This is a genomic window from Allostella sp., from assembly GCF_041913585.1.
Lineage (GTDB): Bacteria > Pseudomonadota > Alphaproteobacteria > ATCC43930 > Allostellaceae > Allostella.
This window is the reverse complement of sequence record NZ_JAYSFE010000120.1, coordinates 1-13851: the sequence shown is the minus strand read 5'-3', so window position 1 is coordinate 13851 and position 13851 is coordinate 1. Positions and strand designations below refer to the sequence as shown.

Sequence of the window (13851 nt, the reverse complement as noted above, 5' to 3'; positions counted from 1 at the left end):
CCTGGCACACCGACACCGTCCTCGGAGCGGACGGATCGATCCTGATCTACGTCGTCTGAGGACCGGCAGGCGGGCCGTCCGGGCCCGCCCTCGCCCGCTCAGAAGCGGTCGACGCGGTAGGGCGTGAGGTCGATCTCGGGCTTGCGCCCGGTCATCACCTGGGCGATCAGCCGCCCGGTCATCGCCGACTGCGTCAGGCCGAGATGGTGGTGGCCGAAGGCGAAGAAGACGTTGCCGTGCTTCGGCGAGCCGCCGATCACCGGCAGCGAGTCCGGCAGCGTCGGCCGGAAGCCCATCCACTTCTCGACCTTGTCGGTGCGCATGCCCGGCAGCAGGCGCTTGCCCTTCTCGAGCAGGGCATCCGCGCGCTTCCAGTTGGGCGCGGCGTCGAGGCCGGCCAGTTCCACCGTCCCGGCGATGCGGATGCCGCCGGCCATCGGAGTGGCGAAGAACTTGCCCTCCGACGACGATACCGGCAGCCGCAGATCGACCCCCGGGTCGGAGATCATGACATGGTAGCCGCGCTCGGTGTCGAGCGGCACCGTGTGACCGAGCCGCTGGACCAGCTTCTTCGACCAGGCGCCAGCCGCGATCACGACGGTCTCGAACGGCTGCGGCCCCTTGTCGGTGACGAGATGGCTCGGCCGTCCGTCGGTGAAGCCGATATCCTCGACCGTCGCCTGCACGAACGTGCCGCCCGCGCGCTGGAAATGCGCCGCCAGCCGCTCGGTGAGCTGGATCGGGCTGACGGTGTGGCCGGCATCCGGATGGAAGACGCCGTGCGTCACCGTGCGCGCCAGGCCGGGCACGAGCTGGCGCACCTCTTCGGCCGACAGCATCTCCGCCTTGATGTCGCGTCGGGTGCGGACGTCGATGTCGGCCTGGGCCTTCTTCGCCGCATTTTCGCCCTCGTAGACACCGACCCAGCCCTTGCGCTCGATCAGGTCGGTGGCGTCGGCGTGCTTGGCAAGGTCCATCCAGGCCGAAACCGTCGGCCGCGACAGGGCGACGATCGCCTTCGACAGTTCCTCGACGCGCGCCGGCTGGGCGTTGCGGACGAAGCGCACCAGCCACGGCGCGATCTGCGGCAGGTAGCTCCAGCGGATGGTCAGCGGCCCGAGCGGGTCGAGCAGCATCTTCGGCACCTGGGCCAGGATGCCGGGCGTCGCCAGCGGCATCGCCGTGGTGCCGGAGAGGATGCCGGCATTGCCGAACGAGGTCGCCTGGCCGGGCGCCTGGCGGTCGACCAGCGTCACCGCGAACCCAGCGCGCTGCAGCGCGATCGCGGTCGCGACGCCGACGATGCCCGCCCCCACCACCGTCGCCGACCTGCCCGTGCCCGTCATGTCCTGTCCCTCATGGTCCCGTGCTGAGATGCCGTCCGAGCGCATCCCGGTCGGCGAGAAGTTCCGCCATCGCTCCCTCGGCCGCGATCCTGCCCTGGGACAGGACATAGGCACGGTCGGCGACGCGGGCGGCGAAGCGCAGATTCTGCTCCGACAGGAGAATGGTCAATCCCTCTGCCCTGAGCGAGCGAACAGCCTCGGCCATCGCCGCCACCAGGATCGGGGCGATCCCCTCGGACGGCTCGTCGAGGAGCAGCAGGCGCGGGTTCCCCATCAGGGTGCGGGCGACCGCCAGCATCTGCTGCTCGCCGCCGCTGAGGCGCCCGCCGGCGCGCCGCCGCAGCTCGGCCAGCGGCGGAAAGAGGCGCCAGATGCGCGCCTCGTCCCAGGCGGGCGCGCCCGCCCGCGGCGGCTGCCGCCCGACCTCGAGATTCTCGGCCACCGTCAGCTCGGCGAAGATGCGGCGTTCCTCGGGAACGTAGCCGACGCCGAGCCGGGCGCGCTCGTGCGGCGCCAGCCGGCCGATCGCGGCGCCGTCGAGCGCGATGGTTCCGGCGGTGACCCGGACCAGCCCGATCACCGCCTTCAGCGTCGTCGACTTGCCGGCGCCGTTGCGGCCGAGGAGCGCCACCACCTCGCCCGGCGCCGCCGTCAGCGAGATCCCGTCGAGCGCCGCCGCCTGGCCATAGGCGGCGCCGAGGTCCGCGACCCTGAGCCCGCTCACGCCCCCTCCTCCAGGCCGAGATAGACCTGCCGCACCAGGGGGTCGGCGCGCACCGCGCCCGGGTCGCCCGAGGCGATGATCCGGCCGCGGTCGAGCACGACGATGCGGTCGGCATGGCCGAAGACGACGTCCATGTCGTGCTCGGTGAAGAGGAGCCCGATCCCCTGCCCGTCCGCCCGGCCTTCGGCCACCAGCCGGCTGACCAGCTCCATCAGCGCGTGCCGCTCGTCGGGAGCCATGCCGGCGGTCGGCTCGTCCATCAGCAGCAGGCGCGGTTCCTGTGCCAGCACGATCGCGAGTTCGAGCCGCTTGGCGTCGCCATAGGCGAGCGTGCCGGCGCCGCGGTCGCCGATCCCGGCCAGCCCGACCTGATCCAGCACCGCGTCGGCCGCGCCCGGCGCGTAGCGCGCGAGCGGAGCGCCGATCCGGGCGGCGTGGCCGTGGCGGGCGGCCAGCGCCATCTGCACGTTCTCGCGCACCGTCAGCGACGGGAAGGTCTGGGAGATCTGGAAGGTGCGGCCGACCCCCTGCCGGGCCAGCGCCCGGGGCCGCATCCCGGTGACGTCGCGGCCGGCGAGCCGCACCCGTCCGCGATCGGGCGCGAGCTGGCCGTTGACGAGGTTGAAGCAAGTGCTCTTGCCGGCGCCGTTCGGCCCGATCAGCGCCACCCGCTCGCCGGCCGCGACCGTGAAGGACACGCCGGCGACCGCCTGCACGGCGCCGAAGGCGCGCGCCACGTCCTCGACCGCGAGCAGGCTCACGGACGTTCCCACGACCGCACGATGCCGGCGAGGCCGCCGCGGAAGGCGACCGCGAGCAGGACGATCCCGGCGCCCAGCACCAGCCGCCACAGTTCGACGCCGCGCACGATCTGGTCGGACAGCCCGACATAGGCGACCGCGCCGAGGATCGGTCCCGCCAGCGACTGCACCCCGCCCAGCAGCACCATGACGAGCCCGTCGACCGAGCGCGAGATGGCGAGGAAGCTCGGGAAGACGCTGCCCTTGGCGAAGGCGAAGAGCGCGCCGGAGAGCCCGGCGAAGCCGCCGGCGACGGCGACGGCCGCCCATTGCCGGGCACCGACGGAGAGGCCGATCGCTTCCACCCGGCGGGGCGAATCCCGCCCCGCCCGCAGCGACTGGCCGAAGGGCGCGAAGGCGACCCGGCGGATCGCCAGCAGCCCCGCCACCGCCAGCCCGAGCGTGACGTAGTAGTAGCCGACCATGCCGCCCAGCCGGTCCCCCGGCCAGAGCTCGAGGATACCGTTGTCGCCGCCCGTCACCTCCAGCCACTGCACGGCGACCGACCAGGCGATCTGGGCGAAGGCCAGCGACAGCATCGCGAGATAGACCCCGGCCGCCCGGGCGCAGAGCCAGCCGAAGGCGACGCCGGCAAGGCCGGCCGCGAGCGGCGCCAGCGCCAGCGCCAGTTCGGCGGGTGCCGCGAGGTACTTCACCGCCAGCGCCGCGCCATAGGCGCCAACGCCGAAATAGGCGGCATGGCCGAACGAGATCATGCCGCCGACGCCCATCAGGAAATGCAGGCTGACGGCGAACAGCGTCAGCGCCAGCACGTCGATCGCCAGCACCAGGGCGTAGCCCTCGCCGATCACCGGCAGCAGCACCAGGAGAAGCAGGAGAACCGCGGCCGCGAGCTTCAGCAGCGCCGACGCCGGCCGCAGCGGCGGCTCGCCCGCCCCGTGCCCCCCCGCGGCCGGGGTCGCGGCCTCGCCGAGCAGGCCGGCCGGGCGGACGACGAGCACCGCCGCCATGACGAGGAAGATCAGCACCAGCGTCAGCTTGGGGAACAGCAGCACTCCGAAGGCGTGGAGGACGCCGATCAGCACCGCCGCCAGGTAGGCGCCGACGATGCTGCCCATGCCGCCCACGACCACGACGACGAACGCCTCGGCGACGACGTTGAGGTCCATGTGCAGGTTCGCCGCCTCGCGCGGCACCTGCAACGCGCCACCGAGGCCGGCGAGCAGCGCGCCCAGCGCGAAGACCCCGGTGAAGAGCCGGCGCTGGTCGACGCCGAGCGCCGCCGTCATCTCGCGATCGGCGGTCGCGGCGCGGACGAGGACGCCCCAGCGGGTGCGCCGGAAGAGCAGCCACAGCAGCCCCAGCACCACTGGGCCGACGGCGATCAGAAAGAGGTCGTACTCCGGCACCGGCTGCCCCAGCACCTCCACCGCGCCGCCCAGGCCGGGGGCGCGCGGCCCCAGCATGTCCTCCGGCCCCCAGAGCCACAGGGTCGCGTCCTGGATCACCAGGACGAGCCCGAAGGTCGCGAGCAACTGGAAGAGTTCGGGCGCCGGATAGACCCGGCGCAGCACCAGCACCTCGACCGCCACCCCGAGCAGGCCGACCGTCAGTGCCGCCGCGACCACGCCCGGCCAGAATCCCAGCCGCTCGATCGCCGTGACGGCGACATACGCTCCGACCATGAAGAAGGAGCCGTGCGCGAAATTGACGACCCGCGTGACGCCGAAGACGATCGACAGGCCGGCCGCGACCAGGAACAGCGACGAGGCGCCGGCGAGCCCGGTCAGGGCCTGGGCCAGCGCGAAGGACGGCTCGGCCCAGAGCAGGCCGAGCGTGCCGATCAGATGGTCCACCGGGCGGCCCGCGCGCCGGGCGCGACCCGGCTATTCCTGCGGGCGCAGCGTGCGGACCGTGGCGTCGTCCGGCAGGTATTTGCCGCCGTCGGCATAGCGCCAGTCGACCATCGTGCCGCGGCCGTCCCGGACCGCGGTGCGCCCGACATAGGCGCCGAGCGTCGCCTGATGATCGACGCGGCGATAGGTCATCGGCCCGAAGGGGCTCGACAGTTCCAGCCCGCGCATGGCCTCGACCAGCTTCTCGGTCTCGGTCGAACCGGCCTTGGCGACGGCGGCGGCGAGCGACTTCACCATGACGTAGCCGACGACCGAGCCGAGGCGCGGATAGTCGTCGAAGCGCGCCCGGTAGGCGTCGCGGAAGGCCGAGTGTTCCGGCGTGTCAATGGCGTCCCACGGGTAGCCGGTGACGATCCAGCCCTCCGGCGCCTCCGCCTTCATCGGATCGAGATACTCGGGCTCGCCGGTCAGGAGACTGACGACGGCGCGGTTGCGGAAGAGGCCGCGGGTCGTGCCCTCGCGCACGAAGCGGCCGAGATCGGGGCCGAAGGTGACGTTGAAGATGGCGTCCGGCCGCGCCAGCGCGAGCGCCTGGACGGTGGCGCCGGGATCGATCTTGCCCTGCGCCGGCCACTGCTCGGCGACGAACTCGACCTCCGGCCGCTTCGCCTTCAGCAGGGACCTGAATGCCGCCACGGCCGACTGGCCGTATTCGTAGTTGGGGGCGACGGTCGCCCAGCGCTTCGCCGGCAGCTTCGCCGCCTCCTCCGCCAGCATCGCCGCCTGCATGTAGGTCGAGGGGCGCAGGCGGAAGGCGTAGCGGTGGCCCTTCGACCAGGTCAGGGCGTCGGTCAGCGGCTCGGAGCCGAGGAACAGCACCTTGTGCTGGCGCGCATAGTCGGAGACGGCGAGGCCGATATGGGAGAAGAAGGTGCCGGCCAGCATCGCCACCTTTTCGTTGGCGACGAGTTCGGCCGCCATCCGCACCGCGTCCTCGGGCTTGCCGCCATCGTCGCGGGCGACGATCTCGAGCTTGCGGCCGAGCACGCCGCCGGCCTTGTTCACCTCCTCCAGCGCCAGCGTCCAGCCGTTGCGGTAGGGCACCGTGAAGGCGGCCATGCCGGAATAGCTGTTGATCTCGCCGATGCGGATCGGCTCCTGGGCGCCGGCCGTCGCGGCGAGCGCGGCCATGGCCGCAAGTCCGAGGATGGCCTGCCGCAGCATGGGCCCGCTCCCTGTCAGTCGATGGGTCGAAGGACGGGAGCCTAGACGCCCTCCGCCCTCTCCCGCAACGCGATACCGCCTATCCGTTGGCGGCCTTGAGGATGGCGTGCAGCAGCACCTCGCAACCGGCGGCGATGTCCGACGGCTTGGCGTCCTCGACCTCGTTGTGGCTGATGCCGTCGGCACAGGGCACGAAGATCATGCCGGTCGGCGCCACCCGCGCCATGTAGACGGCGTCGTGGCCGGCGCCGCTGACGATTTCCATGGCCGGGAACCCGCCCTGGGCGGCGGCGTCGCGCACCGCGGCGACGCAGGCCGGATCGAACGGCGTCGGCGGGAAGTACCAGAACTCCTTGACCTCGGCCTCGGTCCCGGTCGCGGCCGCGTGCTCGGCGCAGGCCGCCCGCAGCTCCTGGTCCATCTTCGTCAGCACCGCGTCGACGGGATGGCGGAAATCGACCGTGAAGAAGACCTGGCCCGGGATGGTGTTGCGCGAGTTCGGCGAGACGCGGACGAAGCCCACCGTGGCGCAGGCGTTCGGCTGGTTGGCGAGGCCGATGCGGTTGACGGCGTCGATCATCCGGGCGGACGCGACCAGCGCGTCGCGGCGCTTCTTCATCGGGGTCGGGCCGGCATGGGCCTCCTGCCCGGTCACCGTGATCTCGTACCAGCGCTGGCCCTGCGCACCGGTGACGATGCCGATGACCTTGCCCTCGTCCTCCAGGATCGGGCCCTGCTCGATATGGGCCTCGAAATAGGCCTTGGTCGGACGGCCGCCGACCGGCAGGTCGCCGGCATAGCCGATGGCGGCGAGTTCGCCGCCCAGCGTCTTCGTAGGGTCGTTGTTGTCCGGTCGCTCCAGCCCGTAGGCGAGGTCCCAGACGCCGGCATAGATACCGGAGCCGACCATGGCCGGCGAGAAGCGCGAGCCCTCCTCGTTGGTCCAGACCACGACCTCGACCGGCGCCTCGGTCTGGTACTGGGCATCGTTGAGGGTACGGATCACCTCCAGCCCGGCGAGCACGCCGTAGACCCCGTCGAACCGGCCGCCGGTCGGCTGGGTGTCGAGGTGGCTGCCGGTCATCACCGCCGGCAGGGCGTCGTTGCGGCCGGGGCGGCGGGCGAAGATGTTGCCCATGCGGTCGACGCCGACCGTGCAGCCCGCCTCCTTGCACCAGCGCACGAAGAGATCGCGGCCCTGGCGGTCGAGGTCGGTGGCGGCGAGCCGGCAGACGCCGCCCTTCGGCGTCGCCCCGATCCGGGCCATCTCCATCAGCGACGCCCACAGGCGGTCGCCGTCGATACGCAGGTTCTCCATCGGGCTCGTCTCCGTCGCGGGCCAAGTCCGCCTACTTATCGGCAGGACGTCCGGGCCGGGCAAGCCTGGAGCGTTGCGGCATCGGCCGGCCCTTGAAATACTGCGCCGCCCCTCCCCGACGCCCGAGCCCTTCATGCCCGACGCCAGCCAGGACACCGCGATCCGCGACGCCGTCGACCGCGGCTTCGACGACCAGATCGCCTTCACCGCCGACCTCGTGCGCTATCCCTCGGTGCGCGGCGCCGAGCACACCGCGCAGGACTGCATGGCCCGCGCCATGCGCGAGCGCGGCCTCGATATCGACCGCTGGATCATCGACCTCGACGACATCAAGGGCCTGAAGGGCTACTCGCCGGTCAACGTCTCCTACGAGAACGCCCTCAACGTCGTCGGCATCCACCGCCCGCGAGCGAAGAAGGGCCGCTCGCTGGTGCTGAACGGCCATATCGACGTGGTGCCGGAAGGCCCGCTCGACATGTGGACGACGCCGCCCTACGAGCCCAAGGTCGCCGACGGCTGGCTCTACGGCCGCGGCTCGGGCGACATGAAGGCGGGCCTCGTCGCGTGCGTCTTCGCGCTGGAGGCGCTGCGGCGCGCCGGCTGGCAGCCGGCGGCCGAGGTCTTCGTGCAGTCGGTGATCGAGGAGGAATGCACCGGCAACGGCGCGCTCGCCTGCGTCGGGCGCGGCTACGTCGCCGACGCCGCCCTGATCCCGGAGCCGCGCGGCGAATCGGTCCTGAGCGCGCAGATTGGCGTCATGTGGTTCCAGGTCCGCCTCAAGGGCCGGCCGGTCCATGCGTCGGTGGCGGGCGAAGGTGCCAACGCCATCGAGGCGGCGGGGCCGATCATCCGTGCGCTCCACGCCATGAAGGACCGCTGGAACGGCGGCCGCGCCGCGCATCCCCCCTTCGACACCGTCGCCAACCCGATCAACATCAACATCGGCAAGATCACCGGCGGCGATTGGGCGTCGAGCGTGCCCGCCTGGTGCGACATCGACGTCCGCATCGCGACCTATCCCGGCCAGGACCTGGGCGATGCCAGGCGCGAGATCGAGGACACGATCCGCCAGTCGGCCCAGGGCATCCCCTTCCTCGCCAACAATCCGCCCGAGGTGCTGTGGTTCGGCTTCCAGGCCGAGGGCTACATCCTGCCCGAGGGCAGCGACGCCGAGCGCACCCTGGGCGGCGCGCATCAGCGGGTCTTCGGCCAGAAGCTCCTGCGCACGCCGACGACGGCGACCACCGACGCCCGCTTCTTCGGCCTCTATTCCGGGATGCCGGCGCTGGTCTACGGGCCCAAGGCGGCCTCGGTGCATGGCTTCGACGAGCGCGTCGAGATCGAATCGATCCGGCGCACGACCCAGGCGATGGCACTCTTCATCGCCGACTGGTGCGGGCTGGAGGCCGCGTGATGCTGGACCCGCAGATCGAGACCGCCATCCGCGACGCGGTCGATGCCGGCTTCGCCGACCAGACCGCCTTCACCGCCGAGATCGTCGCCTCGCCATCGGTCCGCGGCCGCGAGCAGCCGGCCCAGAACCTGATGGCGGCCGCCATGCGCGAACGCGGCCTGCCGGTCGATTCCTGGCGCATCGACCCCGAGACGATCCGGCACCTGCCGGGCTTCTCCCCGGTCACGGTCAGCTACGAGCAGGCGACGACGGTGGTCGGCGCCTGGCGCGCGCCCGACCCGCGCGGCCGCTCGCTGATCCTGAACGGCCATATCGACGTCGTCCCCACGGGGCCGGAGGAGATGTGGGCGATCCCGCCCTTCGAGCCGCGGGTCGCCGACGGCTGGATGTACGGCCGCGGCGCCGGCGACATGAAGGCCGGCCTGTGCTCGACCCTCTTCGCCTTCGACGCGCTGCGCCGCGCCGGCGTCCGGCCGACCGGCGACATCTATTTCCAGTCGGTGATCGAGGAGGAATGCACCGGCAACGGCGCGCTGTCCTGCTTCGCCCGCGGCTATCGCGCCGATGCCGCGCTCATCCCCGAGCCGATGGGCGAGCGCTTCATCCGCGCCCAGGTCGGGGTCATCTGGTTCCAGATCCGGCTGCGCGGCTTCCCGGTCCATGCCGCCTACGCGACCACCGGCGCCAACGCGATCGAGAGCGCCTATGCGCTCTTCCCGTCGCTCCATGCGATGTGCGAGGAGTGGAACCGGCGCTGCGCCAGGGTCGAGCATTTCGGCGACCTGAAGCACCCGATCAACCTCAACATCGGCAAGATCACCGGCGGCGACTGGGCCTCCAGCGTCCCCGCCTGGTGCCATGTCGACGTCCGCATCGCCACATATCCCGGCCAGGACCTGGCCGAGGCGCGGCGCGAGATCGAGGACACGCTGCGCGCGGCCTCGCGCGACATCCCCTTCCTCGCCAACAGCCCGCCGGAGATCGTCTGGAACGGCTTCCAGGCCGAGGGTTGCATCCTGTCGGGCGGCGACGCCGAGGCGGTGCTGGCCGACGCGCACCGCACCGTCTTCGACGACGCGCTCCAGCCGATGACCTGCACCGGCACCACCGACGCGCGGTTCTTCGGCCTCTATGCCGGCATCCCGGCCCTGGTCTACGGGCCGAAGGCGGAGAACATCCACGGCTACGACGAGCGCGTCGACCTCGAATCCCTGCGCCGCACGACCCAGGCGACGGCGCTCTTCATCGCCGACTGGTGCGGCATCGAGAAGGCCTGAGCAAATGGACGTCGTCTTCAGCGAGGCGCATGCGCACCACGCGCCGCGCGAGTTCCTCCTGCGCGGCAACTTCGCTCCCATGGCAGAGACCGTGGAACGGGCCGAGAACCTGGTGCGGGCCGCCCGCGACATGGGCCATCGCGTCACCGCGCCCGACGACTGGGGCATGGCGCCGCTCGCCGCCGTCCACTCGGTCGAGTATCTCGAATTCCTGGAGACGGGCCATCGGCGGTGGATGGAACTGCCGGGGGCCAACCCGGAAATCCATCCCCACGCCTTCCCCGGGCGTCACATGCGCACCCGGCCCGAGAGCATCGCGGGCCAGGTCGGCTACCATATCGGCGATCTCAGCGCGCCGATGGTCGCCGGCACCTGGCCGGCCGCGCTCGCCAGCGCCCACGCCGCGGTCCAGGCGACGGAACTGGTGCTGACCGGCGCGCCGGTCGCCTATGCGCTCTGCCGGCCGCCGGGCCATCACGCCTTCGCCGACCAGGCGGCCGGCTTCTGCTTCGTCAACAATGTCGCCGTCGCCGCCCAGCACGCCCGCGGCAAGGCCGGGCGCGTCGCCATCCTCGATGTCGACGTCCATCACGGCAATGGCACCCAGGGCATCTTCTACGATCGCAGCGACGTCTTCTTCTGCTCGCTGCACGGCGACCCCGGCAGCTTCTATCCCTACTTCGCCGGCTATCGCGCCGAGAGCGGTGCCGGCGCCGGCACCGGCTACACGCTGAACCTGCCGCTCGCCCACGGCACCGCCGACGCCGACTACCTCGTCGCCCTCGACCGCGCGATCGCCGCCATCCGGCGCTTCGACCCCGACGTGCTGCTGATCTCGCTCGGCTTCGACGCCTACGAGAAGGATCCGCTCGGGGTTCTCCGGATCTCGACCGACGGTTTCGCCGAAATCGCCCGCCGCATCGCCGCCATCGGCCGCCCGACCGTGCTGGTGCAGGAGGGCGGCTACCATGTCGGCGACCTCGGACGGAATCTCCAGTCCTTCCTCGGAGCCTACGAAGCCACCATTGGCGCCGGGCCCCGGGGCGGGTAAGTAACCGCCAATCATTCGGGAGCACGCGATCCCATGGCCGCGACCCAGTTCCTCGACCTCGCCGAACTCGCCGCCCGGATTCCGGACGGTGCCTTCCTCGCGCTGCCGCCGGACTACAGCAACGTGCCGATGGCGGCGACCCATGCGCTGCTGCGCCGGCCGGTGCGCGACCTCCACCTCCTCTGCGTGCCGACCAGCGGCATCCAGGCGGACCTGCTGATCGGCGCCGGCTGCGTCGCATCGATCGAGTGCGCCGCCGTCTCCCTCGGCGAGCAGGGGCCGGCGCCCCGCTTCACCAGCGCCGTCGTCAACGGCACCCTCAAGTTCGTCGACAGCACCTGCCCCGCCATCCACGCCGCCCTCCAGGCGGCGGAGAAGGGGCTGCCCTTCATGCCGCTGCGCGGCATCCTCGGTTCCGACATCCTCGCCAACCGGCCGGACTGGAAGGTGATCGACAATCCGTTCGCCGACGGCAAGGACCCGATCGTCCTGCTGCCGGCGATCCGGCCGGACTTCGCCGTCTTCCATGCCCGCTGGGCCGACCGCCAGGGCAATGTCTGGATCGGCCGCCGGCGCGAGCTGATGACGATGGCCCACGCCGCCCGCCGGTCGCTGGTCACCGTCGAGGCGATCTTCGACGGCGACCTGCTGGCCGAGGACGAACTGGCCGCCGGGACGATTCCCGGCATCTATGTCGACGCGGTGGCGCTGGCGCCGCGCGGCGCTTGGCCGATGGGACTGGCCGACCTCTATGCGCCGGATGTCGCCCATCTCGCCGACTACGCCCGGCGTGCCCGCACCGACGAGGGTTTCCGCGACTATCTCGCAGCCAACCACCTGGAGCCGGCCCATGCCGGCTGAGGCACCCGCCTGGCGGCGCGAGGAGCTGCTGATCGCCGTCCTCGCCCGCCTCCTCGACGGGGTCGACCATGTCGCGGTCGGCGCCAGCTCGCCGATCCCGGGGGCGGCCGCCCTCCTTGCCCGCGCCCTCTCCAAGGGCGACACGCGGGTCTCGGTCCTCGGCAGCCGCCGCCACAACCCCTTCACCGAGGGTGGCCGCGAGCTCTTCGACTGCGCCGCCCAGGGCCGCATCGGCGCCTTCTTCCTGGGCGGCGGCGAGATCGACGGGCAGGCGAACATCAACCTCGTCGGCATGGGTGACTATCCCAGGCTCGACGTCCGCTTCCCGGGCTCCTTCGGCTCGGCCTATCTCTACATGCTGATCCCGCGCGTCATCCTCTTCCGGGAGGAGCACACGCGCCGCGTGATGGTGCCGCGCGTCAACTTCATCAGCGCGCCCGGCACCAGCGAGCCCGGAATCCACCGGCCGGGCGGCCCCTATGCGCTGGTGACGAATCTCGCCAAGTTCGACTTCGACCGCGCGCGCCGGCGCTTCTCGCTGGCGACCGTCCATCCCGGCCACACCGAGGCCGACGTCGCCGCGGCGACCGGTTTCGAGTACGATCGCCCGGCCGCGGTGCCGGCGACCGAGCCGCCGCCCCCGGAATGGCTGGAACTCCTGCGCGGACGCATCGCGGGCGAACTCGCCGAGACCTACCCCAAGTTCGCCAAGGCCGTCTTCGGCGTCGAAGCCGCGGCCTGATCCCTCCAGTTCAGCGCAATCGGAGCAGAGGATGAACGCGTCCACCGGCACGCTCGCCGGCATCAAGGTCATCGACCTCACCCGCATCCTGAGCGGCCCCTACGGCTCGCAGATCCTCGCCGACCATGGTGCGACGGTCATCAAGGTCGAGCCGCCGGCCGGGGACGAGACGCGCGACTGGGGTCCGCCCTTCCGCGACGGGACCGCCTCCTATTTCGTCGGCGTCAACCGCAACAAGCGCTCGATCGCCCTCGACCTCACCAAGCCCGAGGGGCGCGAAGTGCTGTTCCGCCTGCTCGAGGATGCCGACGTGCTCTTCGAGAACTTCAAGACGGGCCAGCTGGCGAAATGGGGCCTCGACTGGGAGACGGTGCTGAAGCCGCGCTTCCCGCGCCTGATCTATGCCCAGATCTCGGGCTTCGGACCGGACGGCCCGCTCGGCGGCCTGCCGGGCTACGACGCCGCGGTGCAGGCCTCTTCGGGCCTGATGAGCATCAACGGTTCGCCCGAGAGCGGGCCGATCCGCCTCGGCACGCCCATCGTCGACCTCGGCACCGGCCTCAACGCAGTCATCGGCATCCTGATGGCGTTGATCGAGCGCCAGCGGTCCGGCCGCGGCCAGCACGTCGAGTGCTCGCTCTACGACGTCGGCATCTCGCTGCTGCACCCGCATGCCGCCAACTACTTCATGTCGGGCGAGCCGCCGAAGCTGCTCGGCAACAGTCATCCCAACATCTGCCCCTACGACCAGTACCGCACCCGGACGCGGCCGATCTTCCTCGCCGTCGGCAACGACACCCAGTTCCGCCGCCTCTGCGAGGTGCTGGGCGTGCCGGAGCTGCCGACCGACGCGCGCTTCAAGACCAACCGCGACCGCGTCCAGCACCGGGCGGAGCTGAACCAGATCCTGCTCGACCTGCTGCTGGAGCATGACGGACCGGCGCTCGCCTCGCGCCTCCTCGACGCCGGGGTTCCGGTCGGCCCGGTGCAGTCGATCCCCGAGGTCATGGACGACCCGCACACGAAGCACCGCGACATGGTGGTCGAGATGGGGGCCTATCGCGGCACCGGCATCCCGCTCAAGTTCGACCGCACGCCGGGCGCCGCCCGCACCGTGCCGCCGGCCTTCGGCGCCGACGGCCAGGCGATCCTCGCCGAGCACGGGTTCACCGCCGAGGAGATCGACGGCCTCAAGGCCCAGGGCATCCTCCACGACCAGCGCCGGAAGGGGAAGTAGCGGGCGGCCGCGCCGCCCGCGCCTCCCCTGCCGTCAGTCG

12 protein-coding genes are annotated in these 13851 nt (G+C 71.7%); 6 read left to right on the top strand and 6 right to left on the bottom strand.

Features of this window, described 5'->3' with window-relative positions; all coding sequences use genetic code 11:
* Positions 1–98: 98 nt before the first annotated feature.
* The 6 genes from ACE3Q3_RS19110 to ACE3Q3_RS19085 all read right to left on the bottom strand — a co-directional run bounded on the left by ACE3Q3_RS19110 (position 99) and on the right by ACE3Q3_RS19085 (position 7229).
* Entirely contained in the window at positions 99–1346 is a 1248-nt protein-coding gene (locus ACE3Q3_RS19110; RefSeq protein WP_374448792.1) for an NAD(P)/FAD-dependent oxidoreductase, read from the bottom strand.
* A gap of 10 nt (positions 1347–1356) precedes the next feature.
* Positions 1357–2070, bottom strand: a complete 714-nt coding sequence (locus tag ACE3Q3_RS19105; protein WP_374448790.1) for an ABC transporter ATP-binding protein — start codon at positions 2068–2070, stop codon at positions 1357–1359.
* A complete protein-coding gene (locus tag ACE3Q3_RS19100) occupies positions 2067–2831 on the bottom strand; it encodes an ABC transporter ATP-binding protein (RefSeq protein WP_374448789.1) in 765 nt (254 codons plus the stop codon). Before ACE3Q3_RS19100 ends, ACE3Q3_RS19105 begins: the two co-directional genes overlap by 4 nt.
* Positions 2828–4687 (bottom strand): ABC transporter permease, encoded by a 1860-nt coding sequence (locus ACE3Q3_RS19095; protein WP_374448788.1) that lies wholly within the window; start codon positions 4685–4687, stop codon positions 2828–2830. The genes ACE3Q3_RS19100 and ACE3Q3_RS19095 overlap by 4 nt, the downstream gene beginning before the upstream one ends.
* Positions 4688–4717: 30 nt before the next feature.
* A complete protein-coding gene (locus ACE3Q3_RS19090) occupies positions 4718–5911 on the bottom strand; it encodes an ABC transporter substrate-binding protein (protein ID WP_374448786.1) in 1194 nt (397 codons plus the stop codon).
* 79 nt (positions 5912–5990) lie between these two features.
* Positions 5991–7229 (bottom strand): Zn-dependent hydrolase, encoded by a 1239-nt coding sequence (locus ACE3Q3_RS19085; protein WP_374448784.1) that lies wholly within the window; start codon positions 7227–7229, stop codon positions 5991–5993.
* A gap of 133 nt (positions 7230–7362) precedes the next feature.
* Between ACE3Q3_RS19085 and ACE3Q3_RS19080 the strand changes: the two genes are divergently transcribed.
* The 6 genes from ACE3Q3_RS19080 to ACE3Q3_RS19055 are packed head-to-tail and all read left to right on the top strand — an operon-like array spanning position 7363 to position 13811.
* On the top strand, positions 7363–8643 hold the full coding sequence (locus ACE3Q3_RS19080) for an ArgE/DapE family deacylase (protein WP_374448783.1): 1281 nt from the start codon (positions 7363–7365) through the stop codon (positions 8641–8643).
* Positions 8643–9920: an ArgE/DapE family deacylase gene (locus ACE3Q3_RS19075; RefSeq protein WP_374448782.1), complete on the top strand. Its 1278-nt coding sequence runs from the start codon at positions 8643–8645 to the stop codon at positions 9918–9920. The genes ACE3Q3_RS19080 and ACE3Q3_RS19075 overlap by 1 nt, the downstream gene beginning before the upstream one ends.
* A gap of 4 nt (positions 9921–9924) precedes the next feature.
* The gene (locus ACE3Q3_RS19070; protein ID WP_374448781.1) at positions 9925–10971 is read left to right on the top strand and encodes a histone deacetylase family protein; all 1047 of its coding nucleotides are present in this window, start codon (positions 9925–9927) and stop codon (positions 10969–10971) included.
* 33 nt (positions 10972–11004) lie between these two features.
* Positions 11005–11832 carry a CoA transferase subunit A gene (locus ACE3Q3_RS19065; RefSeq protein ID WP_374448780.1) on the top strand — a complete coding sequence of 276 codons (828 nt, stop codon included), beginning with the start codon at positions 11005–11007 and terminating at the stop codon, positions 11830–11832.
* Complete coding sequence (locus tag ACE3Q3_RS19060) at positions 11822–12574, top strand: CoA-transferase (RefSeq protein ID WP_374448779.1); 753 nt, start codon at positions 11822–11824, stop codon at positions 12572–12574. Before ACE3Q3_RS19065 ends, ACE3Q3_RS19060 begins: the two co-directional genes overlap by 11 nt.
* A 31-nt stretch (positions 12575–12605) precedes the next feature.
* The gene (locus ACE3Q3_RS19055; protein ID WP_374448778.1) at positions 12606–13811 is read left to right on the top strand and encodes a CaiB/BaiF CoA transferase family protein; all 1206 of its coding nucleotides are present in this window, start codon (positions 12606–12608) and stop codon (positions 13809–13811) included.
* Positions 13812–13851: the final 40 nt, after the last annotated feature.

Bases quoted from the DNA above. Each gene is read 5' to 3' on its own strand.
- ACE3Q3_RS19070 (WP_374448781.1), top strand. From the start codon at position 9,925: ATGGACGTCGTCTTCAGCGAGGCGCATGCGCACCACGCGCCGCGCGAG.
- ACE3Q3_RS19060 (WP_374448779.1), top strand. From the start codon at position 11,822: ATGCCGGCTGAGGCACCCGCCTGGCGGCGCGAGGAGCTGCTGATCGCC.
- ACE3Q3_RS19090 (WP_374448786.1), bottom strand. From the start codon at position 5,911: ATGCTGCGGCAGGCCATCCTCGGACTTGCGGCCATGGCCGCGCTCGCC.
- ACE3Q3_RS19080 (WP_374448783.1), top strand. From the start codon at position 7,363: ATGCCCGACGCCAGCCAGGACACCGCGATCCGCGACGCCGTCGACCGC.
- ACE3Q3_RS19065 (WP_374448780.1), top strand. From the start codon at position 11,005: ATGGCCGCGACCCAGTTCCTCGACCTCGCCGAACTCGCCGCCCGGATT.
- ACE3Q3_RS19055 (WP_374448778.1), top strand. From the start codon at position 12,606: ATGAACGCGTCCACCGGCACGCTCGCCGGCATCAAGGTCATCGACCTC.
- ACE3Q3_RS19075 (WP_374448782.1), top strand. From the start codon at position 8,643: ATGCTGGACCCGCAGATCGAGACCGCCATCCGCGACGCGGTCGATGCC.
- ACE3Q3_RS19110 (WP_374448792.1), bottom strand. From the start codon at position 1,346: ATGACGGGCACGGGCAGGTCGGCGACGGTGGTGGGGGCGGGCATCGTC.
- ACE3Q3_RS19085 (WP_374448784.1), bottom strand. From the start codon at position 7,229: ATGGAGAACCTGCGTATCGACGGCGACCGCCTGTGGGCGTCGCTGATG.